Below are 24,794 nucleotides of genomic sequence, written 5' to 3' on the forward strand. Positions count from 1 at the left end.
GGGAGTATCGCCGGGCTCGGCAAAAACGAGCCCGGCGACATATACAAAAATGCCTGCGGTCCGGCGCCATGTGCTTTTGGCGAGGGGGACCCCGTAAAGGGAGGGAACGCAAGTGGAACAGCTATTCTTTGCATTTTTGACGATCGTGATCGGTGTCGCGGCAGCCATAGGTTACTTCTATGGGTCGAACCTGCTGCTGGACATGATCTTTCCGTCGCGCATTCCGGATACGGCCCGCGCGTCCGAAAACCTGCGCAAGGCGGCGCTGGTCCGCCCCTGGCTGTTTCTCGGCCCGGCGCTGATCTCGCTCGCGGTCTATCTGGTCTATCCGCTGTTTTCCTCGGTGGTCTATGCGTTTCTCGACCGATCCGGCGAGAACTATGTCGGCCTCGCCAATTTCCGCTGGATGATCCAGGATGGCGAATTCCGGCAGTCGATCTACAACAACATGCTCTGGCTGATTGTCGTTCCGGCCGCAGCCACGCTGTTCGGCCTGATCATCGCGGCCATGACCGACCGCATCTGGTGGGGCAATATCGCCAAGTCGCTGATCTTCATGCCGATGGCGATCTCCTTTGTCGGTGCGTCGGTCATCTGGAAATTCGTCTATGACTACCGGGATGCCGGCTCCGAGCAGATCGGCATCCTCAATGCGATCGTCGTGGCCTTCGGTGGCGATCCACAGATCTGGATCGCGCTGCCGTTCTGGAACAACCTCTTCCTGATGGTCATCCTGATCTGGATCCAGACCGGTTTTGCCATGGTTCTCTTGTCGGCGGCGCTGCGCGGCATTCCGGAAGAAACCATCGAAGCGGCCATCATCGATGGTGCCAATCCCTGGCAGATCTTCATGAAGATCAAGGTTCCGCAGATCTGGAACACCATCGCAGTCGTCTGGACCACGATCACCATCCTCGTCCTCAAGGTCTTCGACATCGTCCTGGCGATGACCAACGGCCAGTGGCAGACGCAGGTTCTCGCCAACCTGATGTTCGACTGGATGTTCCGCGGCGGCGGCGATTTCGGCAAGGGTGCCGCCATCGCTGTCGTCATCATGATCATGGTCGTGCCGATCATGATCTGGAACATCCGCAATGCCCGCCGCGAAATGGAAGGACACTGAGATGCACGCCACCAAGCTTTCGCCGCTGACGATCGTCGTCAATCTCACTGTTCTGCTCCTGGTCGCGCTCTGGACGCTGCCGACCGCTGGCCTGCTGATCTCGTCCCTGCGTGACAAGGACCAGATCGTCGCGTCCGGCTGGTGGACGGCGCTGACCACCTCCAGCCAGAACGGTATCTATCGTGCGCCGCCGGCCAGCGCCCAGGTCGAGGAAAACGGCCAGTTCGTCATCGCCGGCAATGTCTTCGACGGCAAGGGCGGGACCGTCAGCGCCTTCGGCATCAACATCAACAAACCGGCCGATTTCGAACCCGGCGCCGTTGCCGAGCGCAATGACGGCAGCAAGCTGACGCTGCAGGAAAACGGCGATTTCCGCCTGGAATCGCCCAAGGCGTTTGAAGGATCCCGCGGCGACCGCATCTTCTTCACCTCTGCGGTCCCGCCGCGCTTTACGCTGGAAAACTACCAGACGGTGCTGAATTCCGAAGGCATCGGTAAATCCTTCATCAACTCGCTCACGGTAGCCATTCCTTCCACAATCATTCCGATCCTGGTCGCCGCGTTTGCTGCTTACGCACTCGCCTGGATGAAGTTTCCGGGCCGCTCCATCCTGCTCGCGGTCATTGTCGGGCTGCTCGTCGTGCCGCTGCAGATGTCGCTCATTCCGCTCTTGAAGATGTACAATGGCGTCGGTGCCTTCTTCGGCGTCCCGGCCAAGGGTTATGTCGGTATCTGGCTGGCCCATATGGGCTTCGGCCTGCCGCTCGCGATCTACCTGCTGCGCAACTACATCGCCGGTCTTCCGCGTGAGATCATGGAATCGGCCCGTGTCGACGGTGCCTCCGATTTCGAGATCTTCATCAAGATCGTCCTGCCGCTGTCCTATCCGGCATTGGCATCCTTCGCAATCTTCCAGTTTCTCTGGACCTGGAACGATCTGCTGATTGCCATGGTCTTCCTCGGTTCCGGCGACAACGAGCTTGTCCTGACCGGGCGCCTGGTCAACCTGCTCGGCTCGCGCGGCGGCAACTGGGAAATCCTGACAGCGTCCGCCTTCATTACCATCATCGTTCCGCTCTGCGTCTTCTTCGCCCTGCAGCGCTACCTCGTCCGGGGTCTGCTCGCTGGCTCGGTCAAGGGTGGCTGAGCCTGCGATGCGCCAACTGACATGCAAAACGACTTACCGGCATAAGGAACTATCATGAGCTCTACGACGCAATCGACGCTGACCGCTGACAAGGACTGGTGGCGCGGCGCGGTGATCTACCAGATCTATCCGCGCTCCTACCAGGACTCTAATGGCGACGGCATCGGTGACCTCAAGGGCATCACTGCGCGCCTGCATCATATTGCCGAACTGGGTGCCGATGCGATCTGGATCTCGCCGTTCTTTGCCTCGCCGATGAAGGACTTCGGCTACGACGTGTCGAACTATGTCGATGTCGATCCGATGTTCGGCTCGCTGACCGATTTCGACGGGCTGATCGCCGAGGCTCATCGCCTGGGCATTCGCGTCATGATCGACCTCGTCATGTCGCACTCGTCGGATCAGCATCCGTGGTTTGTCGAAAGCCGCTCGAGCCGCGTCAATGCGAAGTCGGACTGGTATGTCTGGTCGGATCCGAAGCCGGACGGCACGCCGCCGAACAACTGGCTGTCGATCTTCGGCGGTTCGGCCTGGCAGTGGGATCCGACCCGCATGCAGTATTACCTGCACAACTTCCTGACCTCGCAGCCGGACATGAACCTGCACAATCCGGAAGTGCAGGACGCGCTGCTCGCCGCCACCCGCTTCTGGCTGGAGCGCGGCGTCGATGGCTTCCGCCTCGACACGATCAACTTCTACTTCCACGACAAGCAACTGCGGGACAACCCGGCGCTGGCACCTGAGCGCCGCAATGCCTCGACGGCACCGGCGGTCAATCCCTACAATTTCCAGGAGCACCTCTACGACAAGAACCGCCCGGAAAACATCGCCTTCCTCAAGCGCTTCCGGGCGCTGCTCGACGAATATCCGGCGATAGCCGCCGTCGGCGAAGTCGGCGACAGCCAGCGTGGCCTTGAGATCGTCGGCGAATATACGTCCGGCAATGACAAGATGCAGATGTGTTATGCTTTCGAGTTCCTGGCGCCAGAACCGCTGACGCCGGATGTGGTCAAGCAGACGCAGATCAATTTTGCCGCCGCCGCCCCGGAAGGTTGGGCCTGCTGGGCGTTTTCAAACCATGATGTGGTTCGCCATATCAGCCGTTGGGGCGCCGACGTGCTGGACCGCGACACCTATGCCAAGATGATGTCGGCATTGCTGCTCACACAACGCGGTTCCGTCTGCATCTATCAGGGCGAGGAGCTTGGCCTGACCGAAGCCGACATTGCCTTCGAAGACCTGCAGGACCCTTACGGCATTCAGTTCTGGCCGGAATTCAAAGGTCGAGACGGTTGCCGTACGCCGATGGTCTGGGACAATCACGCGGCACAGGCCGGTTTCTCGACAGCCGCCAAGACCTGGCTGCCGATCCCGGTGGAGCATGTGCTGCGCTCGGTGAACACGCAAGCCGGCAGGGACGAGACGGTTCTCGAACATTACCGCCGCTTCCTTTCCTTCCGTCGCCGGCATCCTGCATTCGCCAAGGGCGATATCGAATTCCATGCGGCCGGAGAAACGCAGCTGGCCTATACGCGGTCCTTCGGCAACGAAAAGCTGCTCTGCCTGTTCAACATGAGCCCGCAGGCAAGCGCCATCGCGCTTCCGGCTGGTGAATGGGCCACGCTCGAAGGCCATGGTTTTGCAAGTGAGATCAACGGCAACCACGCAGAATTGCCGGCATGGGGCGCGTATTTCGCGCGTCATGTCTAAAAGGGGAGGAAGACAATGACGGGCTTGGTTCTCAAGGACATTCGCAAGGCATACGGGCAGGTGAAGGTCCTGCATGGCATCGATCTGGAGATCAGCCAAGGCGAGTTCATCGTCTTTGTCGGGCCGTCCGGCTGCGGAAAATCGACGCTCCTGCGCATGATTGCGGGGCTGGAGGACATCACCAGTGGCGAGATGCTGATCGATGGCCAGCGCGTCAACGATATCCCGCCGTCAAAGCGTGGCATCGCCATGGTCTTCCAGTCATATGCGCTCTACCCGCATATGACGGTCTACGACAACATGGCCTTCGGCATGCGTATTGCCGGCGAGAGCAAGCAGGAGATCGACCGGCGCGTCCGCGCGGCAGGCGACATCCTGCAACTCGGCCCCTATCTCGACCGCCTACCGAAGGCCTTGTCCGGCGGCCAGCGCCAGCGCGTTGCCATCGGCCGCGCCATCTGCCGTGACCCCAAGGTCTTCCTTTTCGACGAGCCGCTGTCGAACCTCGATGCGGCGCTGCGCGTTGCGACCCGCATCGAGATCGCCAAGCTCAACGAGCAGATGCCGGACACAACGATGATCTATGTCACCCACGACCAGGTCGAGGCGATGACGCTTGCCGACCGGATCGTTGTGCTGTCGGCTGGCCGGATCGAGCAGGTTGGCCCACCGCTCGAACTCTACGAGCGCCCCGCCAACCTTTTCGTCGCCCAGTTCATTGGTTCGCCTGCGATGAATATCCTGCCGGCGACCATCCTCGAGACTGGTGCTGCGACCAGCTTGAAGCTCCGCGATGGCAGCGAAGTGACGGTCGATATCGCTACACAAGCCTCCGAGAAGGGCAAGGCTGCAAGTTTCGGCGTCCGCCCGGAAGACATCACGATTGCCACCGGCGATGCCTTCCTCTTCGAGGGCCTGGTCGAGATTGTCGAGGCGCTGGGCGAGGTGACGATGCTTTACGTCCAAGGGCCTGCCGAGGACGCGCCGATCGTCGTCAAGCTGCCGGGTATTGTCGATGTCAAGAAAGGCACCAAGCTGCGCTTTTCCGCGGACAAGCCGAAGCTGCACCTTTTTGACGCGGCCGGGCAGACATATCGCCGGTAGGGGCTAATTATTGCCATCAAACTGGTAAGGCCCTGTTAGCCGTAGTTGCGACAGGGCCTTTTTTCACCCAGGAATGAGCGGTCGGGAATACCGACTGTTAAACTGTCGCTGCTAGCTTTTTCCTCATAAGAACGGCAAAAAAACAGGGACAGGAACAATGGCAGCGCCAAGTGGCTCTCATTTTCTTAAAAAAGAAGAATCCTTCATGTACGACCGGGAAAACCGGTATCGCATGGAAGACACGATGAACGCGGGACGTCTCGAATATACCGAGAACGGCATGACGCATATGGCCGCGCGCCGTTGCGACGTCGTCCGGATCTCGATGAGCGGTGCGATCATCTCGCTGATCACGCAGGTCAATCTTCCCAAGCAATTCTACTTCGACATTCCGGATGCGCGCATCAACAAGATCGGCAGCATCCTGTTGAAGACGTTTTCCAACAACACGGCCGAGATCCGCTTCCTGCGCCTGCTGAGCCAGAAGGAACTCGATCGCATCTTCGTCTTCTCCACCCATCCGGCCCACAGGGACCGCGTGCTCGACGTTCGCAGCTGGTAGGCTCGCTCTTTCTTTTTGGTATCGAGGGCCGGTGTGGCGCAAGCTGCACCGGCCTTCAGTTTTTCTGACTGGACATCGAGTACAAAGCTCATGATCCTCCCGGCAAACAAAGGGAGAGATAGTCATGTCCGAACAGAAGGTTGCCATCATCACTGCCGGCGGAAGCGGGATGGGAGCTGCCGCAGCAAGGCGGCTGGCCGCAGATGGTTTCAAGGTCGCGATCCTGTCGTCATCGGGCAAGGGGGAGGCACTGGCCCGGGAACTCGGCGGGATCGGTGTCACCGGCTCAAATCAGTCGAACGATGATCTGAAGCGGCTGGTCGAAGCCACCATGTCAGCCTGGGGCCGGGTCGATGTTCTGGTTAACAGCGCCGGCCACGGTCCACGCGCTCAGATCCTCGAGATCTCCGACGAAGACTGGCACAAGGGCATCGATGTCTATCTCCTGAACGTCATTCGCCCGACCCGGCTGGTGACGCCGATCATGCAGGCGCAAGGGGCGGGCGTGATCATCAATATTTCGACCGCCTGGGCCTTCGAGCCGAGCGCGATGTTTCCGACCTCGGCCGTCGCGCGGGCCGGGCTTGCCGCTTTCACCAAGATCTTCGCCGATACCTATGCAGCGGAAAACATCCGGATGAACAACGTTCTTCCGGGCTGGATCGACAGCCTGCCGGCGACCGAGGAGCGCCGCGACGGGGTGCCGATGAAGCGCTACGGCACCAGCGAGGAGATCGCCGCAACGGTTGCTTTCCTCGCCTCTTCCGGGGCGGGCTACATCACCGGCCAGAACATAAAGGTGGATGGTGGCCTGACCCGCGCCGTCTGAGTCTTTGTCCGGCGCATAGCCGGTCATGCGCTGGCCGATGGCGGGGTGAGCGAAATTCATCCCGCCATGTGACAAGAAAGATCGGCGCGTAAACCTCTTGGTTACCAAACTTCTTCATTCTTTAGGGCATCCGACAGAACGGGCGATCCCGCTGTCTGACCTGTAAGCGTGTTGGCATCGCCGTATTGATGCCATGTGTGTTCGGTAGCGAGTAACAGTATGGCGTCCTCGACCAAGTTGGTGTCCGGTGGCAATGCTACCACCGTTTTGAAGACAAAGTCGCGCAGCAAGAAGCGCGGCTCCAGCATGCCGACGATCATGGGCATCGGTCTCGCTTGCGGCTTCTGGGCCATGGCGACGCTCGCCATCGTCAAGGGCCTGTCCAGTTCGGCCATCGAAGCGCCGGTCCTGGCCGGCCATTCGCTGCCCCGACCCGAACTGGCGCTCTCGCAGACGCTGACCCCGCGCAAGGCCGTGAAGGCTGATGCCCAGCACGCGGCGCTTGAAAAGATGCGCGCCCGGTTTGCCGAAGCGATCGCTGCGACCGATCATCTCGGTCTCCTGATGCTGCCGGCGGCCATGCGCCTTGCGGAGGTCGACAAGTCCGATCGCCTGCTGCTCGCCCGCATCGAAAGCTTCACCGATCCGCAGGCAATCGCCGTGTTGCGAAATGCGCTGGTCGAGGCGGAGGCGACGCGCCAGCAGGCCGGTCTTGCCACTGTCGCGCATGAGCGTCGTTCTGCGGCCGACGATGTCGATCCGGTGATGACCGCTTCCATTCCGGCGCCCGTGGCCGTCTCCACAACCATGGCGCTCGGCTATGCCGGTCCGTCGACCGCTGCCGAAGTCGTCGCATCTGCCGATCCGCGCGAGGAACCCTTTGTCGAATTGCTGTCCGAGCCCGACATGGACCACGAGTCCCTGCCGGACGATGGTCCGATGCCTGGTTCCAAGCCGAAGGCCAAGGCCGTCGTGGTCGAGCCGTTGAGCACAGAGACCCCTGCAGCGCCGGCCAAGCCGAAAAAGACCAAAACGCTGTCCAGCATGCTGGCCTATGCGAAGCCGGACAATCCGATCACCACCGATGATGGTGCCGGTGGCCTGTTCAGCCGCAAATCGAAACTTCCGGGTGCCGGTAGCCGGATCGCGGTCTATGTGATCGACGAAGCCGTGGTTCACATGCCGAACGGCGAAAAGCTAGAGGCGCATTCGGGACGTGGCCACATGCGCGACAAACCGAAGTTTGTGCACATGAAGAACCAGGGTCCGACCCCGCCGAACGTCTATAGCCTGCGCATGCGCGAATCCCGCTTTCATGGCATCGAGGCGATCCGCATGACTCCGGTCGGCGATTCCAGGATGTACAATCGCGATGGCTTCCTCACGCATACCTATCTTCTGCGCCGCCGCGGTGACAGTTCCGGCTGCGTCGTGTTCGAGGACTACAATCGCTTCCTCAATGCCTTCAAGCGCGGCAACGTGAAGACGCTGGTTGTCGTGCCAAGCATGCGCGAACTGCCGAAATACATGGCGATGCTCTAGCGTCTTCTGCCTTCGTCCTGACCATTCATTCACGCCCCCGACCATCCCGGTCGGGGGCGTTTTTGTTGCCGGCAAGCCTGCTTGCAAGGGAGCTTGGCGCCGGGCCGGTGATCGCGCCGCTATGGGGGCATTCAGGTGTCGATAAAAATTGCGCACCATTTAATTGATGGCAATTGACAGTCGTACAAATTTGACGATATAGATTGCGCACAATCAAATTGCACACAATCAAAAAAGGAGCTGCCAAATGTCGGATCGAAACTCAACTGCACTCTCCATCACCCGCAGGGACGCGCTGGTGGCCGGAACGGCATTCGCAGCCCTCGCTTTGGTGAATGCCCCGGCATTCGCAACCCCTTCATTCGCCTCTACCAACCCAGGAGATTTGATCATGAGCACCATCACCACCAAGGACGGCACCAACCTTTTCTACAAGGACTGGGGTTCGAAGGACGGGCAGCCTGTGCTCTTCTCGCATGGCTGGCCGCTGTCGTCGGATGCCTGGGATGCCCAGATGCTGTATTTCGGCCTGCAGGGTTACAGGGTCATCGCCCATGATCGCCGCGGCCATGGTCGTTCCGACCAGCCCTGGAACGGCAACAACATGGACCAGTATGCCGATGATCTGGCCGAGCTGATCGAGAAACTCGACCTCAAGGACATCGTCATGATCGGTCATTCGACCGGCGGTGGCGAAGTGGCCCACTATATCGGTCGCCACGGCTCGGCCCGTGTCGCCAAGGTCGTCCTAGTCGGCGCCGTTCCGCCGCTGATGCTGAAGACGGAAGCCAATCCGGAAGGCGTGCCGATGGAAGTGTTCGACAGCATTCGGGCCGGCACGGCAAACAACCGGTCACAGTTCTACTATGACCTGACGCTGCCCTTCTACGGCTTCAACCGCGAGGGCGTCACAGTCAACGAAGGCTTCCGCGAGAGCTTCCGTCTGCAGGGTCTCGCCGGCGGCATCAAGGGCCAGTATGATTGCATCCGCGAGTTTTCGGAAGTCGACTACACCGACGACCTGAAGGCGATCGACAAGCCGACGCTGATCATCCACGGCGACGACGACCAGATCGTGCCGATCAAGGCAACGGCTGAAAAGGCCGCCAAGCTGGTCAAGGGCTCCATCTTCAAGGTCTACGAAGGTGGTCAGCATGGTCTCGCCCAGACGCAGGCGGACAAGTTCAACGCCGATGTCCTGGGCTTCATCCGCGGCTGAGCCAATGCAGGAACCCTTCTCCCGTAACGCGGAGAAGGGGCCTTGGCGAAGGGGAGGCGGGTGAGGGACGAGCGTCGAACTTGCGACGCGCTGAACTCATGCCCCTCACCCTGACCCTCGCCACCCCAGCAGGGCGAGGGATCCTTTTGTGCCGGCTTTACATTGCCGGCATCACGGTGATCGCACGCACCGGCATCTCGACGCCGGCGAGCGCACCGGTCTTAGAGCCTGACTCGAAAAGACCTCAATAGGCATGGTACCTTGCGAGCCTCCGAGTGAGAATGCGGATATGAGCGATAAGCATCCAGGCTTCAGCGGAAGCGATTGATTTTTCCCAATCCTTGGCCAGTCGTCTGCATCGGCCAAGCCAGGCGAATGTGCGCTCCACGACCCAGCGACGCGGCAGCACTTCAAAGCCTTTTGCCTTGTCTGTTCGCTTGACGATTTGCAACGTGAACTTCGCGACCTTGCGCAATGCGGCCCGCAGCTTCGGACCGGCATAACCGCCGTCAGCAAAGATGTGCCTGAGCCAAGGCCAGCGTCTGAGGATGGTTTTGAGAGCCGCCACTGCACCATCGCGGTCTTGAATGTCAGCGCTGTGGACGGCGAGCCCCACCATCAAACCGAGCGTGTCGACAACGATATGACGCTTGCGGCCTTTGATCTTCTTGCCCGCGTCAAAGCCCGCAATCCCGCCGCTTTCAGTCGTTTTGACGCTCTGACTGTCTATCACGCCTGCCGTCGGTGAGGCTTCCTTTCCTTCCAGCTCTCGCGTCTCCATAACGAGATGATGGTTGATCCGCGTCCACAAGCCAGTCGCCCGCCACTCGTAGAAGTAACCCTGCACAGTTGAATAGGGTGGAAAATCTTTCGGTAGCATCCGCCATTGGCATCCGGTCGACGCGATATATAGCAGTGCGTTTAAAACTTCGCGCAATTCCGTCTTGCGCGGTCGACCAAGCCTACGGGGCATCGGCATAAACGGAGCAATCAGCGACCACTCCCTGTCCGTCAGATCACTTGCATAACGCCCCGTCCGTCGGCCATATTGGCGACGGGTGAAATCAGTCCAGCCCATTGCGGTCTCCATCGAATCCTAAGCAAATCCGAAGGAATCACAACTGGCTGATTTCACTCAATTCTTTTTCGGTCAGGTTCTTAGTGGCGGCACCAGTTTCCAGATTGACCGTGTAGAGGCTGTTGTCGGCCACCAGCCAGGCGGTATTCGTGCCTTCGCCGGTTGCTTGGATGTCGAAAGCATAGGTCTTCGGCATGCCTTCGATGCCGAGCTTGCCGATCGCCTTCAGTGTCCCGTCATTCGGCTTGGTCTGCTGGATCAGCGCGCCGATTGTCGCATCGATATTGTACATCGCCGTCTTTTCCGGCTTGCCCATCGAATTGGTATAGGCGGCCGCCACCGTGTTGGGCGCTTCGCCCTTGTGCATGTCGCCCTCTTCAAAGGCGAGATTGCCATCGACGGTGACGGCACCGGTGTCCGGATGAACGCGATAGTTCGTGGTGCCGGTCATGTAGCGCAGACGATCAGCAGCCGGGTTGAAATTGACGACCACGGGCGCCGCTCCGATCGTCAACGGCTTGTCCATCTTGGCGACTTCCGTTGCTGCGCCTGTCGCGGGGTCGATCGTGACGATGACGCTATCTGAGGTTACGCCGACGATCGTCTTCGTGCCGGGGCGAAAGTCCAGGCCGACCAGTTTCGTCACGCCGGTCACCTCCATCGTCTTTGTCGCATCCGGCTTGTCGGTGTCGAACATGACCAGGGTCTTGTCGCCGGCAAGCCCGAGGGCAGGCGCCGCATGGGCTGAAAACGCGGTCAGCGCGGTGGCGGCGGTAAGGCTGAGAATGCTCAAGGTCTTCATGGTCTTCTCCCGAATATGTTGATCCGGAAGGCGCCGGAATGGCACCTCCTGAACCCTAGACACGCGGGCAATGCAGTTTGGATGCAGCACAATCGGATTTTTTCTGCATCCAAATCGTCTGCCGCCGTGTCTCATGCGTAGATGGGATGAACACATGGGTTTGACCGGGTATGCGCAGTATCGGCGGCAGGGCGCACATGACGGGTCTTGCATTCGCCTGTCGCACCGTTACGCTTTGCAGAGACGACGAGAAGGAGTTCGGATGGAGGATCCGCAACAGCGGCTGGCGACGGCGCTGAAGGCATGTGCTGCCGGCGACCGAAAGGGGCTGGCCGTGATCTATCAGAGCGAGGCGGCTCGCATGGTGACGATCGCCGAACGCATCCTGCGGCGTCACGACTTGGCAGAGGAAATCGTTCAGGAAGCCTTCCTGCAGATCTGGCGAAAAGCCGGGCAATACGCACCGGAGCGTGGGTCCGCCCGCGGCTGGCTCTATGCCGTGGTCAGGAGCCGCTCGCTCAACGCAATTCGCGATGGACGTCGCGAGGAACTGACGGACACGGAAAGTCTGGAAAGGCTGCAGGACGAGGCACAGGACGGTCTCTACACGGATCTGTTCGACGGCCTCGACCAGTCGAGCCGCCTGCGCTCCTGCCTGTCGCGCCTGGATGCCCTGCGCCGCAAGACCGTCTTGATGGCCTATGTCTCGGGTTATAGCCATGGCGAGATCGCCGGTCGGTTGAAGCTTCCCCTCGGAACGGCCAAGGCCTGGATCCGCCGCTCCCTCCTGGCATTGCGGGAGTGCATGGCATGACCGACCGCCAGAACATTGATGAACGCGCCGATGCCTATGTGCTCGGCCTGATGGACGAGACCGACCGCCAGGCATTCGAAGCGGCGATGGAGGATGATGCCGCTCTGCAACGGGCCGTCGGTCTTGCCCGCGACCGCTTCCTCGAACTCGATCTGGCGGGCAAGGCAACCAGCCTGTCGGCAGATCTATGGACCCGCATCGAAAACCGTCTGGCGAAGCCGGATGCAGCTCAGTCGGGCACGCCGGACGAACGGATTGCAACCCCCGCCGCTCCACCGGCGAACGACAATGCGATTGGCGCGGTCGGACGCTGGAAACGCATGGCACTAGCGGCGACCGCCGCATCCGCGCTGCTGATCGCAAGCCTTGACTACACCCTGACCAGCAAGCCTGATCCGCAGGTCATCGCCATCCTCATGAATGACGCGGGCCAGCCGGTGGTGATGATCGAGGATTTCGGCAATGATGCCGCAAGGGTCACACCGCTGGTTGATGTCGACGTGCCCGCCGATCGCTCGCTGCAGGTCTGGACGCTGCCGTCGAAGGACTTGGGACCGGTCTCACTCGGCGTTCTCGACAGCTGGCGCACGGTCATGGTCGAAGGCCCCGGACTGCCCGGACCGCGGGAGGCGCAGCTTTATGAAATCACCGTCGAACCGCTCGGCGGCTCCCCGACCGGCCGCCCGACCGGACCGATCCTCGGCAAGGGGTTTGCCAAGGTGCCGCGTTGAGGCGGGCTTGATCCAAATCGCAGCCGATATCGCGGCGCCGGAGCCTGCCAGTGACCGGACAGACGTGCAGGCCGCGCCGGGCCTGCACCATGATCGGTCGGCTTCTTAGAACAGGACGCTGGCGCCCTGGTCCGCCGGTCCGGCGATACGGCGGAAGCTGGCAAACAGTTCGCGGCCCATGCCGAATTCATTGTCGTCGAGATTGACCGTCGCGGCCGGGCGGGCGGCAAATTCTCCGGCATTGACCAGCACTTCCAGCGTGCCGGCAATAGCGTCAAGACGAATGATGTCGCCATCCCGGATCTTGGCGATCGGGCCGCCGTCGACGGCTTCCGGTGTCACATGGATGGCGGCTGGAACCTTGCCCGATGCACCCGACATGCGGCCGTCGGTGACGAGTGCAACCTTGAAGCCGCGGTCCTGCAGCACGCCGAGCGGCGGGGTCAGGCGGTGCAGTTCCGGCATGCCGTTGGCGCGCGGTCCTTGGAAGCGCACGACGGCGATGAAATCCCGCTCGAGTTTGCCTGCCTTGAACGCTTCCTGCAGTTCCTGCTGGTCGTTGAACACGATCGCCGGCGCCTCGATGACATGGCGCTCCGGTTTCACGGCGGAGATCTTGATCACCGCCTTGCCGAGCGAACCGGTGAGCATCTTCAGGCCGCCGTTCGACTGGAACGGCTTGTCGAAGGTCGTCAATACCTTCGGGTCGGCGCTTGTCTCCGATGACGGTTCGCGTTTGACGGTGCCGTCGTCGGCCAGCTTCGGATCGATTGCATAGGCGCTCAGGCCCTGGCCATAGACGGTGCGCACGTCGTCATGCAGATATCCGGCCTTGAGGAGTTGCTTGATCAGGAACCCCATGCCGCCGGCGGCGTGAAAATGGTTCACGTCGGCAAGCCCGTTCGGATAGACGCGGGCCAGAAGCGGCACGATGTCGGAAAGCTCCGAGATGTCTTCCCAGGTCAGCTTGATGCCGCCCGCCCGCGCCATGGCAAGCAGATGCATCGTGTGGTTCGTCGAGCCACCGGTCGCATGCAGGCCGACCACGCCATTGACGATCGAACGCTCGTCGATCATCTCGCCGGCCGGGGTAAACTCGTTGCCGAGCGCCGTGATTGCCAGCGCCCGCTTGGTCGCTTCCCGGGTCAATGCGTCGCGCAGCGGTGTGCCGGGATTGATGAAGGACGCGCCGGGCAGGTGGAAGCCCATGATCTCCATCAGCATCTGGTTGGAATTGGCCGTGCCGTAGAAGGTGCAGGTGCCGGGGCCATGATAGGACTTGGATTCGGCTTCGAGCAGTTCCTCGCGGCCGACCTTGCCCTCGGCATAGAGCTGGCGGATGCGCGACTTCTCGTCATTCGGCAGTCCGGTGGTCATCGGACCGGCCGGTACGAACACCGCCGGCAGATGGCCGAAGGTCAACGCCGCGATCATCAGGCCAGGCACGATCTTGTCGCAGACGCCGAGATAGACGGTGGAATCGAACATGTTGTGGCTGAGGCCGATGCCGGCGGACATGGCGATCGCGTCGCGCGAAAACAGCGACAGCTCCATGCCCGGCTGGCCCTGGGTGACGCCATCGCACATCGCCGGAACGCCACCGGCGACCTGGGCGACACCGCCGACTTCAGCCGCTGCCTTGCGGATCTGGGCCGGGTAGGTCTCGAACGGCTGATGCGCTGACAGCATGTCATTGTAGGAGGTGATGATGCCGAGATTGGGGACGACGTCGCCGGCAAGGGCTGCCTTGTCCCCGGGGGAACAGACGGCAAAGCCGTGCGCAAGGTTGCCGCAGGACAGCGTCGAACGGTGCACACCCTTGGTGATCGCCTTGCGGGTCCGCTCGAGATAGAGCTCGCGGGTCGGCTTCGACCGTTCGACAATGCGCTTGGTTATGGCTTCGATACGGCGATCTGCACTCATCGGATGTTGCTCCTCAACTGGGCGCGAGCGCCTTGGGTACGCATCGCGCGGGGGACCTCGACAGGTCCGAACGGTCATCGTCTTGTCGTTATGAAGCCCTGCCGGTCTCCTCAACCGGCAGGGCAGGGCATGCCTCTCAGGGCGCCCAATAGATGTCGGGTGTCGTCGCAGCCCGTTCAAGCACGGCCCGGATCGGCATGTCTGCCTCGTCAGTACCGGACAGCGCCTTGTCCAGCACCGCCTTCTTTTCAGCGCCTTCGATATGCACGACCAGAAGGCCCGCATCCTGTAGCGCCGAGAATGACAGGGTCAGCCGTGCCTCGCCGGCACCAGGCGCTTCCATGGTCATCACCCGGCGTGGCTTCGAAAGGTCGAGCGCTGCCGCCAGATGATCGCCGCCGGGGAAGAAAGAGGCCGTGTGGCCATCGGTTCCCATGCCGAGAATGGCGACGTCGAAGGGCTCCGTCATGCCGGGAACGATGCCGGAAGCTGCCGTGGCCGCGTCCTCGATCGTTGCTTCCGGACGGTAGAGCGGCACGAATTCTGCCGATGCCGCTTCGTTCTTCAGCAGATGTGTGGCCACCAGGAGATGGTTGGACCTTGCATTGTCGGCCGGCACGAAACGTTCGTCCACCAGGGTGATCTTGACCTTCGCCCAGTCAAGTTTCTTCAGGGAAAGGGCCTCGAAAAACGCTTTCGGCGTGGAGCCGCCGGAGACGGCAAGGGTTGCCGCTCCCTTGGCGGCAATCGCCGCCGAAAGCGTGGACGTGACGCGCGTGGCCAGCGCCTCGGCCAGCGCCGAACCCGTTTCGAATGTGTGCATGTGATGCGCCATCGCGATCCCCGGTCTCAGTCGTTTTCGTGCCAGGTGCGGCCGTCGCGCTCGATCAGCGCGATGGCCTGGCTCGGACCCCATGTGCCGGACGTATAGCCCTGCGCCTTCTGGCCGATTTCTTCCCAGGCTTTCAGGATCGGATCGACCCAGTTCCAGGCCGCCTCGACTTCGTCGCGGCGCATGAATAGCGTCTGGTTCGAGCGGATGACATCCATCAGCAGGCGTTCATAGGCGTCCGGATTGCGCACTTCAAAGGCCTGGGCAAAGCTCATGTCGAGCGAGACATGGCGCAGGCGCATGCCGCCCGGACCCGGATCCTTGATCATCAGCCATTGCTTGACGCCTTCGTCCGGCTGCAGGCGGATGACCAGCTTGTTGGCTTCGATGCGTCCTGCGCTCTCGCCGAAGATCGAATGCGGGATCGGCTTGAAGGCGATGACGATTTCCGACATGCGGCTGGCAAGGCGCTTGCCCGTGCGCAGATAGAAGGGAACGCCCGCCCAGCGCCAGTTGTTGATCTCGGTCTTGATCGCGACGAAGGTTTCCGTATCGGAGGTCGCTTCCAGCTCTTCCTGATAACCGTTGACCGGACCGCCGGCAGAGGCGCCTGCGCGGTACTGGCCACGCACGGTCTGTTTCTCGACATTGGCGCCGGTGATCGGCTTCAGCGAGCGCAGAACCTTCAGCTTCTCGTCGCGCACAGCTTCGGCATCGAGCGACGACGGCGCTTCCATGGCAACGAGGCAGAGCAGCTGCAGGATATGGTTCTGCACCATGTCACGCAGCGCGCCAGCCTTGTCGTAATAGGTGACGCGACCTTCGAGGCCGACGGATTCGGCAACCGTGATCTGCACATGGTCGATATGGGCGGAGTTCCACAACGGCTCATAGAGCGCATTGGCAAAGCGCAGCGCCATCAGGTTCTGCACCGTTTCCTTGCCGAGATAGTGGTCGATGCGGAAGATCTGCTCTTCCTTGAACACCTTGCCGATCGTGTCGTTCAGCGCCTGGGCCGATGCGAGATCGCGGCCGATCGGCTTTTCCACCACGATGCGGGTCGACTTGGTGATCAGCTTGTGATCGCGGATCTTGTCGGCGATGTCGCCGAAGATCGACGGGGACACGGCGAGATAGAAGGCGCGCACGATGTCCTTGCCGGCGTCGAGCAAGGTTTTCAGCTGCGGCCAGCCCTGATCGGACTTGGCGTCGACTGCGACATAGAAGATGCGGGCGAGAAATTTCGCCAGCTCGGCCTCGTCGAGTTCTTCGGCTTTCAGATGTTCCTTCAGCGCGGCAAGCGTGTACTGGCGATATTCATCGTCGGTCATGGCCGTGCGCGAGGCCCCGATGATGCGCGTCGGCTCGGTCAGCTGGCCGGCCAGCTGGCGATGATAGAGCGCCGGCAACAGCTTGCGTTCGGCGAGGTCGCCGGTGCCGCCAAAGACGACATAGTCAAAAGGTTCAACGGGGATGATCTGGCTGCTCATACGGCGTCTCTCACTCGGCAAGTTAGTTGGACAGGTTTGTAATCTAATCGATTTAAAAAAGCCACCCCGCAGAGATGGAATTTGCATTCACTTATCGATTTGCGGCATGCGTTGGGTCTGGATACGTCCATTGATAACCAGGCCAGATGACGGCGGTGCTGCGGCAAAACCGAGCAGTGCAATGAAGAGAATGGCAATCCAGACGCGGTAGCGGGTCGCGTGAGGATCACTTCCTCGATCCTGTTCGGATTCAATTGATCGCAGCAATGCAGTTGTTCGTTGCGCTTGCCGCGCCGGGACACGGATCGGGATTCCTCCGATGGCGCCAGCATAATGTGGCAGGTTGGCAATGACGTGCCATTGCGCGGCCACGACCAGAATGCCATGGGCCTCAAGATAGCCGCGGGACACCGAAAAGTCTCGGATCCCGAAAGCGGTTGCAACCCACTCGAGGCTGTCGCCCCGGTCCGACAGGCAGGACGCAACCTTCATACTAGAACCGGTCCCTGAGCGCGTACCAAGTGAGAGCGAGGAACAGAAGCGGGCTTCGGAACCTTGCGCCACCGGGGAAAGGCGGGATTTTGAGTTGCTTGAGCAGGTCCAGTTCGCTCGAGTTTCCGGCAATCGAATCGGCGTACATCTTGCCTGAATAATTTGACAGCATCACGCCATGGCCGGAAAAACCGCCGATCGACGTGACGCCGGGCATGACCTCGCGGGCAAAGGGCTTGCGCGGCAACGTGATGCCGACCGAGCCGCCCCAGGCATGGGTCATCTCGATGTCTTTCAGCGACGGGTAGATCTCGGCGATCTGGCGCCGGATATGGGTGGAAATGTCGCGCGGGCTGTCCGACGTATAGGCCTCGCGGCCACCAAACAGCAGTCGCCCATCCTGGCTCTTACGGAAATAGCGCACGACAAAGCGGCTGTCGGCGACGGCTTCCGAGCCCGGGATCACATCCGGGAATTTGTCGAGCGGCACGGTTGCGCCGATGAACGAGCGGATCGGCATCACCCGGGCCGCCGTGATGGGTTCCAAATTGCCGATATAGGCATTGGTTGCGATCAGCACCTTGTCGGCGGTAATCGTTCCCTTCGGTGTGTCGATCATTGTCTTGCCGCCGTTCTGGCGGATCGCCGTGGCCGGCGTCATTTCATGGATGCGTGCGCCCGAAGCCGCCGCCACGCGTGCCAGCCCGATCAAGAGCTTCAGCGGATGGATATGGCCGGTGCCGGTATCGCGCACGCCACAGAAATAGCGCTCCGAACCCAGGCGCTCGGCGGTCTCGGCCTTGTCCATGAAACTGACATGCGGATAGTTGTAGCGACTGGCCATGATCTCGGCGGAGCGCCGATAATCGTTCTCGTAGCTCTTCTTGTGCGAAACATTCATCTGCCCCGGCATGTATTCCATGTCGATGCCATGCGTGCCGGCAAAATTGAGCAGGTGCTGCTTGGCGTTCTCGGCCATGTCGAACAGCGCCTTGGCACGCTCGTAGCCGAGCTCCAGCTCCATTTCGTCGGGCCAGGCGCGCTGGCCGGTGCCGAGCTGGCCGCCATTGCGCCCCGACGCGCCATCGCCAAAGCGATGGCCTTCAATCAGCACGACCGAAACGCCGCGTGTCGCCAGATGATAGGCCGCTTGCAGGCCTGTGTAGCCGCCGCCGATAATCGCGACATCTGCGTTCGTCGACCCGTCAAGCGCCGGATATTCCGGCCGCTCCCCGGCGCTGGCCTGATACCAGGACAGCCCGGGTGCGATAGGACTTTGCCATGCCATGCAACGCGCTCCCTATACGTTCAGGAGAAGGAATTCGCGTTCCCACGGGCTGATCACCTGCATGAAGGTCTCGAACTCGCCACGCTTGACGCCGGCATAAAGGCCGATGAACTCGGCGCTCAGCACTTCCGCCAGCGCATCGTCCGATTCCAGCTGCGACACCGCCTCCAGCAGTCCACGCGGCAGATCGACGGAACCTTCGTTGGCGGTGCCTTCGGAGGCAGCCGTCGGCTCGATATCTTTCAGGATGCCAAGCAGGCCGCAGCCGAGCGAGGCGGCGAGCGCCAGGTAGGGATTGCAATCCGAGCCGGGCAGGCGGTTCTCGATGCGCCGGGCGGCGGCGTCAGATACCGGAACGCGGAAAGCCGTGGTGCGGTTGTCATAGCCCCAGGCATTGTTGACCGGTGCCGACATGTCGGGCGTCAGGCGGCGATAGGAATTCACATAGGGCGCCATCATCACCAGCGCCTTGGGCACGAAGCTCTGCATGCCGCCGATGAACTGGAAGAACTCCTTCGACGGGGACCCATCGGGATTGGAGAACACGTTCTTGCCGGTCTCGATGTCGACCACCGACTGGTGGATATGCATTGCCGATCCCGCCTGTCCCTGCATCGGCTTGGCCATGAAGGTGGCATAGATGCCGTGCTTGAGGGCGGCCTCGCGGATCGTGCGCTTGAACAGGAAGACCTGATCGGCAAGCTCGATCGGATCGCCGTGTCGCAGGTTGATCTCAAGCTGCGCCGGCCCCTCTTCATGGATCAGCGTGTCGATTTCCAGACCCTGCTTCTCCGAGAAGTGATAGATGTCGTCGATCAGTTCGTCGAATTCGTTGATGCCGGCAATCGAGTAACCCTGGCCGCTGACGATGGCCCGGCCGGAGCGGCCCTTCGGCGGATGCAGCGGATAGTCAGGGTCGTCATTCGTGGCAACGAGATAAAATTCGATTTCTGGTGCGACCACCGGTTTCCAGCCGCGATCGGCATACATGCGCACAACGTTTTTCAGCACGTTGCGCGGCGTATACGGCACGTCCTCGCCGGTCGAGCCGACGATGTCGCAGATCACCTGCGCGGTCGGGTCGGTTTCCCATGGCACGACGGACAGCGTCGAAAGGTCGGGCACCAGCTTCAGGTCACTGTCGCGTGGCTCGTAGCGGAAATTGCCAGTTTCTTCGGGATATTCTCCAGAAATCGTGTGCCGGTAGAGCGCGGACGGCAGCGCCAGCGATGTGTTCGACGTGAATTTCGACGACGGCATCATCTTGCCGCGCGGCACGCCGGCAAGATCGGGCGTGATGCATTCGATGTCTTCGATGCCGCGGGCACGCAGCCATCCGGCCGCTTCCTTCCAGCTGCTAACGCCGCGCATCGATCTGGGGTCCGGGGGAATGCTCGCCTTTTTCTTTGCCGCGCCTTGGGGTCTCAGCATTGTCTTTTTAGGAGGCATGTCTCACCGGTTCGGATTGTTGATGCCAGCATCATAACCAGACTTTGCCAATTGGCGAGGGGGGACCGTTGACTTTGGCGGCCCGATCGAAAAGACAGGCCATCAACGTGGATCGGGAGCCAGATATGGCCAAGCAGTATGATGTCGCCATTCTTGGCGCAGGCGCGGCCGGCATGATGGCGGGCCTGACCGCCGGCCGGCGTGGCCGCTCGGTCGTCCTGCTCGACCATGCAAAGGCGCCGGGCGAAAAGATCCGCATTTCCGGCGGCGGCCGGTGCAACTTCACCAATATCCATGCCGGTCCGAAGAACTACCTGTCGGACAATCCGCATTTCGCCAAGTCGGCGCTGGCGCGCTATACGCCGCACGACTTCATCGCCATGGTCGATCGCCACAAGATCGCCTGGCATGAGAAGACCCTGGGCCAGCTGTTCTGCGATGACAGCGCCAAGGACATCATCCGCATGCTGCTGGAAGAAATGCGGTCTGCCCATGTCGATCTCAAGCTCTCGACCACGATCGACACGGTCGAACACGGCATCGACGGCTTTCGCCTGCAGACGTCGGAGGGCACGGTCATGGCCAGGTCGCTGGTTGTTGCCTGTGGCGGCAAGTCGATCCCGAAAATGGGCGCGACCGGATTTGCCTATCGCATCGCCGAGCAGTTTGGCCTGACCGTCACCGAGACAAGGCCGGCGCTGGTGCCGCTGACGCTGGAACCGAACCTGCTCGCCGATCTGGCCGAACTCGCCGGCGTTGCCGTCGACGCCGATATCCGCCATGGCAAGACCAGTTTCCGCGAGGCCATGCTGTTTACCCATCGCGGTCTCTCAGGCCCGGCGATCCTGCAGATCTCCAGCTACTGGCGCGAAGGCGACGAGATCATCCTGTCGCTGGAGCCGGATGTCGCGGTGCTTGAAGGTCTGAAGCAGGCCAAACGCGAAAACGGTCGCCAAGCGGTCCAGACGGTGCTTGCCCAGCACCTGCCCAAGCGCCTGGCCCAGTATATAGCCGACAGTTTGAAGCTCGACAGGCCGCTGGCCGACCAGTCCGACAAGGCTTTGGCGGCCGTCGAGCAGCATCTGCGCCGCTGGGTGATCAAGCCCGCCGGCTCGGAAGGTTATCGCACCGCGGAAGTCACGCTTGGTGGCGTCGATACCCGTCATCTGGATAGCCGGACGATGATGGCCAAGAATGTGCCGGGCCTGTATTTCATCGGCGAATGCGTCGATGTCACTGGCTGGTTGGGCGGCTACAATTTCCAGTGGGCCTGGGCATCCGGTTACGCGGCGGGCGAAAGCCTTTGAGGTTGCGAAATCGGCGGCAGGCGGCGCCACGCTGTTTCCCGCAACGATCCACGCAAGCTTCGCATGATAATTCAGCACTTGTTAACATGCGTCCGCCATCCTGATCGAATGCCGGAGCGGCTCCCCTCAAGGATCCGTGACATGACGTCGGGCCGGCAAGCCCGGAAAGGCATGCTTCCTGTCGAGTGACCCACCATGAGGACAGCGCTGATGAACAGACACGATCGCAAACCCCGCGCTATTGCCATTGCCCGCACGCGCGACGCCAACCGTGACCGGTTGCGCCACCTCGCGATCCTCAGCCTCTACGCCGCCAGCGCGCTGGCCGCCCTCGCCATCAGCCTGATCAACTGATCGCTGCCGGAGCAAGATGAACGCCCGGCCGGCAAAGGCCGGACCCGTGTGCTCGCGGAAACACAAACACCTGGCAGCAACGACACAGGCGCAAGCCCTGCTTCGCATCCGTTCCTGCGGACGCGTCGGCTCTTGACTGCGCGCATATGGACCCGTGCGCGGCTGATGAAACGGTCACGCGCGCTCATTTAACTTCGTCTTGATACTTTTGTTGCAGGCTTTTCGATGGAGACTTGCCGAAAAATCGCTGTGTGCTGTGTCAGGATGCGCGGCGATGGATTGCAGGCAGGGAGGAAGTCGGCGTGCAAGCGTCGCAATTGCTTGGAGGAAGCAAGTTGATCGATCGTATTTTGTCGCGTTTTTCGATATCGACCAAGGTCATGGCCTTCGTCCTGCCGTTTGTGCTGTCGATCACGGCCGTCGGCCTGATGGGCCTTTATGCGTCCGGCATGTTGCAGCAGCGCATGGAGATCTCCAACGGCACCATGCGTTCGCTCAACGGCTTCAGAAACGTCAACGCGACGATGGCCCGTTTCCTCAGCGAAACGTCGGAGGAAACGCGCGCGGCCGTGCTGGCGGAGCTGTCTGCCCAGGAGGGCACGCTGCAGGTCAACGTCACCGAAATCGGCGCGGATGGCGTGGGTCGCAATTTCCTCGACGAAGCGATTGCCGGCACCGGCGCGATCAACCAGAAGATCGACAGCCTGTGGCAATTGCATCAGGCTGAAGTTCAGCTCGCAACCGGCATCAACGAACATCTGAAAGGCCTGATGGCCCAGCAGATCCGTGTCTCCGACGAAGCGCAGAAATTGCAGCGCGCCGTGGTCTCGGGTGAAAACGATGCGAAGAGCGCGCTGCGCGAAGCAGACCGCCTGACCGCCGCCGCCAACTTCATGGCCACGCTCGCCAAAGACTATTTTTCCGCTGGCCTGCCAGAAGCACAATTCCCGGTCTTGCAGAAGGCGCTGCCCGAACTGGTCAAGACCCAGCGCAAGATTGCGACGGCTCTTCCGCCCCAACACAAGGACCTCGGCAAGACCCTGCAGGCGACGATCGCCGAATTGAAGCAAAGCCTGGCCACCGGTGATACCAGCCTGGAGACCGGTCGTGCCATCGGCTCGGTCTTGGCTAAGTTCCGTGGCTATGAGGCCATCCTGCGGGCCAGCGCGATGGAGAAGAATGCGCTTGCCGTCAGCCGCTTTGCCGCCGTCGAAACCAGCGCGGTGCAGGCCGCCGACGTACTGTCGGGCAGCCGCATGCTGATCGCCGATGTCTATGACCTGCGCCTGATCACAGCATCCTTCTTGATGGCCAAGGATGACAAGGCGCGCGATCCGCTGCTGCGCCAGATCAAGCTGGTCGGCGACAATCTCGCCGTGCTTGGCGGCAGCATCGCCGACAAAGCATTTTACGAAAGCCTGACCGCTGCAATCACCCCGCACCTGTCGGGCTTGACAGCCGACAGTGAGACGCTGGTCAAATCCAGTGCCGACCGCATTGCAAGCTATGCCGAAGCCAGCCGGACCATGGATACGATCTGGGCTTCGCTGACAGCCTTTGCCGACCTGCAAAAAGATGTGGCCGGCACGGAAAGCCAGGAAGCCAACCGCCTGTCTATCTCGACCATGGTGGCTGGCGTTGTTGTCGCCATCATCGGCGGCTTTGCACTGGTGCTGACGTTGCAGCGACCGATCGCGCGCATCACGGCCACCATGCAGCGCCTTGCGGAAGGCGACCTGGAAGCCGGCATCATCGGCGACAAGCGCGGCGACGAAATTGGTGCGATGGCGCGCGCGCTTGGCGTCTTCAAGACCAATGCCCATACCAAGATCGAAATGGAGGCGGAGCGCCAGCGCGAGCAGCAGGCGGCGGAAGCCGAGCGCCGTCGCAACGATGCCGACAAGCGCTCACTCGATGCCGAGATCGACCACGCCGTAACGAAGCTCGCCCAGGCACTGGAACGCCTTGCCAATGGCGACATCTCCTTCGAGATCGAGGACCGGTTCCATGGCCGTCTCGAAACCCTGCGCACCGATTTCAACCTGTCGCTGGCCCGCCTGCGCGACACCATGCGCCAGATCGCCGGCAATGTGGACATGATCCAGAACAACGGCCGCCAGATGGCGCAGTCGGCCGTCGATCTCGCCCGCCGCACCGAACAGCAGGCGGCCTCACTCGAGGAGACCGCGGCTGCCGTCGACGAGATTACCGTCGCCGTCAGGTCCGCCTCAGAACGTGCCGAGCGTGTCAACGGCGTGGTGCGCGATGCCAAGAAGAACGCCGATGAATCCGCGGTCGTTGTCGGCAGTGCGATTTCGGCCATGGGCCGGATCGAGGAAGCCTCGGGCCAGATTTCTAGCATCATCGGCGTGATCGACGAGATCGCCTTCCAGACCAACCTTCTGGCGCTGAATGCCGGCGTCGAAGCCGCCCGCGCCGGTGATGCCGGCAAGGGCTTTGCCGTCGTCGCGCAGGAGGTTCGTGAACTCGCACAGCGCTCGGCCGGTGCCGCCAAGGAAATCAAAGGGCTGATCAATCGCTCTGCCCAGGAAGTCGCAAGTGGTGCCACCCATGTGCAGCAGACCGGTGAAGTCCTGTCGCGCATCGGCAGCCAGATTTCCGCCATCAGCGAACATGTCGAGAAGATCGCCGAAACCAGCCGCGAGCAGTCCGGCGCTTTGCAGGAGGTCAACGGCGCCGTATCGCGCATGGACCAGATGACCCAGCAGAATGCCGCCATGGTCGAGGAAGCGACAGCCGCAACCCAGGATCTGTCGGGTCAGACGGATGCGTTGCGCGACCTGCTGCAGCAATTCCGTATCGAGACCGAGCGAGCCGGCGCGGCGCGGGCGGCGTAAGCGGAATAAGGTTTGGTATCGCGTCCGAGGCGCCACTGCAGTCGGCATTTCTCCCATCGGGGAAGTCGGCTGCAGGCCTCAACGCGCGTCGAGGCAATGTGGTGGATTGTATTCATCGCTAATGCAATCAAAAGACGATC

The 24,794-nt window shown here is 61.4% G+C and carries 21 protein-coding genes; 13 read left to right on the forward strand and 8 right to left on the reverse strand.

Features of this window, described 5'->3' with window-relative positions:
- Window positions 1-112 precede the first annotated feature (112 nt).
- The 8 genes from IM739_RS06440 to IM739_RS06475 all read left to right on the forward strand — a co-directional run bounded on the left by IM739_RS06440 (window position 113) and on the right by IM739_RS06475 (window position 9,236).
- Complete coding sequence (locus tag IM739_RS06440; RefSeq protein ID WP_237370361.1) at window positions 113-1,123, forward strand: carbohydrate ABC transporter permease; 1,011 nt, start codon at window positions 113-115, stop codon at window positions 1,121-1,123.
- A 1-nt stretch (window position 1,124) separates the two neighbouring features.
- Window positions 1,125-2,270: a carbohydrate ABC transporter permease gene (locus IM739_RS06445; RefSeq protein ID WP_237370362.1), complete on the forward strand. Its 1,146-nt coding sequence runs from the start codon at window positions 1,125-1,127 to the stop codon at window positions 2,268-2,270.
- Window positions 2,271-2,324: 54 nt separating this feature from the next.
- A complete protein-coding gene (bglA, locus tag IM739_RS06450) occupies window positions 2,325-3,980 on the forward strand; it encodes a beta-galactosidase BglA (protein ID WP_237370363.1) in 1,656 nt (551 codons plus the stop codon).
- A gap of 15 nt (window positions 3,981-3,995) precedes the next feature.
- On the forward strand, window positions 3,996-5,084 hold the full coding sequence (locus IM739_RS06455) for an ABC transporter ATP-binding protein (protein WP_237370364.1): 1,089 nt from the start codon (window positions 3,996-3,998) through the stop codon (window positions 5,082-5,084).
- A gap of 157 nt (window positions 5,085-5,241) precedes the next feature.
- The gene (locus tag IM739_RS06460) at window positions 5,242-5,646 is read left to right on the forward strand and encodes a hypothetical protein (RefSeq protein ID WP_237370365.1); all 405 of its coding nucleotides are present in this window, start codon (window positions 5,242-5,244) and stop codon (window positions 5,644-5,646) included.
- A 124-nt stretch (window positions 5,647-5,770) separates the two neighbouring features.
- The gene (locus IM739_RS06465; RefSeq protein ID WP_237370366.1) at window positions 5,771-6,475 is read left to right on the forward strand and encodes an SDR family oxidoreductase; all 705 of its coding nucleotides are present in this window, start codon (window positions 5,771-5,773) and stop codon (window positions 6,473-6,475) included.
- Between the two features lie 219 nt (window positions 6,476-6,694).
- The gene (locus IM739_RS06470; RefSeq protein ID WP_237370367.1) at window positions 6,695-8,017 is read left to right on the forward strand and encodes a tlde1 domain-containing protein; all 1,323 of its coding nucleotides are present in this window, start codon (window positions 6,695-6,697) and stop codon (window positions 8,015-8,017) included.
- Between the two features lie 391 nt (window positions 8,018-8,408).
- Window positions 8,409-9,236 carry an alpha/beta fold hydrolase gene (locus IM739_RS06475; RefSeq protein WP_237370368.1) on the forward strand — a complete coding sequence of 276 codons (828 nt, stop codon included), beginning with the start codon at window positions 8,409-8,411 and terminating at the stop codon, window positions 9,234-9,236.
- A 244-nt stretch (window positions 9,237-9,480) separates the two neighbouring features.
- Here the strand turns inward: IM739_RS06475 and IM739_RS06480 are convergent, their stop codons facing one another.
- Entirely contained in the window at window positions 9,481-10,314 is an 834-nt protein-coding gene (locus IM739_RS06480) for an IS5 family transposase (protein ID WP_237368160.1), read from the reverse strand.
- 37 nt (window positions 10,315-10,351) lie between these two features.
- Window positions 10,352-11,116 carry a DUF4394 domain-containing protein gene (locus IM739_RS06485; RefSeq protein WP_237370369.1) on the reverse strand — a complete coding sequence of 255 codons (765 nt, stop codon included), beginning with the start codon at window positions 11,114-11,116 and terminating at the stop codon, window positions 10,352-10,354.
- Between the two features lie 262 nt (window positions 11,117-11,378).
- Between IM739_RS06485 and IM739_RS06490 the strand changes: the two genes are divergently transcribed.
- Together IM739_RS06490 and IM739_RS06495 are read left to right on the forward strand one after the other, a co-directional pair.
- Window positions 11,379-11,930, forward strand: a complete 552-nt coding sequence (locus IM739_RS06490; protein ID WP_237370370.1) for a sigma-70 family RNA polymerase sigma factor — start codon at window positions 11,379-11,381, stop codon at window positions 11,928-11,930.
- Window positions 11,927-12,661: an anti-sigma factor gene (locus IM739_RS06495; protein WP_237370371.1), complete on the forward strand. Its 735-nt coding sequence runs from the start codon at window positions 11,927-11,929 to the stop codon at window positions 12,659-12,661. The genes IM739_RS06490 and IM739_RS06495 overlap by 4 nt, the downstream gene beginning before the upstream one ends.
- Window positions 12,662-12,766: 105 nt before the next feature.
- Here IM739_RS06495 and edd read toward each other — a convergent pair whose 3' ends face one another.
- From edd to IM739_RS06525, 6 genes are all read right to left on the reverse strand, one after another.
- Window positions 12,767-14,584 carry a phosphogluconate dehydratase gene (gene edd / locus IM739_RS06500; protein ID WP_237370372.1) on the reverse strand — a complete coding sequence of 606 codons (1,818 nt, stop codon included), beginning with the start codon at window positions 14,582-14,584 and terminating at the stop codon, window positions 12,767-12,769.
- Between the two features lie 136 nt (window positions 14,585-14,720).
- Complete coding sequence (gene pgl, locus IM739_RS06505; RefSeq protein WP_237370373.1) at window positions 14,721-15,419, reverse strand: 6-phosphogluconolactonase; 699 nt, start codon at window positions 15,417-15,419, stop codon at window positions 14,721-14,723.
- Between the two features lie 14 nt (window positions 15,420-15,433).
- On the reverse strand, window positions 15,434-16,906 hold the full coding sequence (zwf, locus tag IM739_RS06510; protein WP_237370374.1) for a glucose-6-phosphate dehydrogenase: 1,473 nt from the start codon (window positions 16,904-16,906) through the stop codon (window positions 15,434-15,436).
- A gap of 87 nt (window positions 16,907-16,993) precedes the next feature.
- Complete coding sequence (locus IM739_RS06515; protein ID WP_237370375.1) at window positions 16,994-17,398, reverse strand: hypothetical protein; 405 nt, start codon at window positions 17,396-17,398, stop codon at window positions 16,994-16,996.
- Window position 17,399: 1 nt separating this feature from the next.
- Window positions 17,400-18,686 carry an NAD(P)/FAD-dependent oxidoreductase gene (locus IM739_RS06520; protein WP_237370376.1) on the reverse strand — a complete coding sequence of 429 codons (1,287 nt, stop codon included), beginning with the start codon at window positions 18,684-18,686 and terminating at the stop codon, window positions 17,400-17,402.
- Window positions 18,687-18,698: 12 nt separating this feature from the next.
- Window positions 18,699-20,135, reverse strand: a complete 1,437-nt coding sequence (locus IM739_RS06525) for a glutamine synthetase family protein (protein ID WP_237370377.1) — start codon at window positions 20,133-20,135, stop codon at window positions 18,699-18,701.
- Window positions 20,136-20,260: 125 nt separating this feature from the next.
- On the opposite strand from IM739_RS06525, the gene IM739_RS06530 reads away from it, so the two are divergent.
- The 3 genes from IM739_RS06530 to IM739_RS06540 all read left to right on the forward strand — a co-directional run bounded on the left by IM739_RS06530 (window position 20,261) and on the right by IM739_RS06540 (window position 24,654).
- Entirely contained in the window at window positions 20,261-21,442 is a 1,182-nt protein-coding gene (locus IM739_RS06530) for an NAD(P)/FAD-dependent oxidoreductase (protein WP_237370378.1), read from the forward strand.
- Window positions 21,443-21,652: 210 nt separating this feature from the next.
- The gene (locus IM739_RS06535; protein WP_237370379.1) at window positions 21,653-21,796 is read left to right on the forward strand and encodes a hypothetical protein; all 144 of its coding nucleotides are present in this window, start codon (window positions 21,653-21,655) and stop codon (window positions 21,794-21,796) included.
- 335 nt (window positions 21,797-22,131) lie between these two features.
- The gene (locus IM739_RS06540; protein WP_442981099.1) at window positions 22,132-24,654 is read left to right on the forward strand and encodes a methyl-accepting chemotaxis protein; all 2,523 of its coding nucleotides are present in this window, start codon (window positions 22,132-22,134) and stop codon (window positions 24,652-24,654) included.
- The last annotated feature ends 140 nt before the right edge of the window (window positions 24,655-24,794 follow it).

The sequence above is a fragment of the Rhizobium sp. SL42 genome (assembly GCF_021729845.1).
Lineage (GTDB): Bacteria > Pseudomonadota > Alphaproteobacteria > Rhizobiales > Rhizobiaceae > Allorhizobium.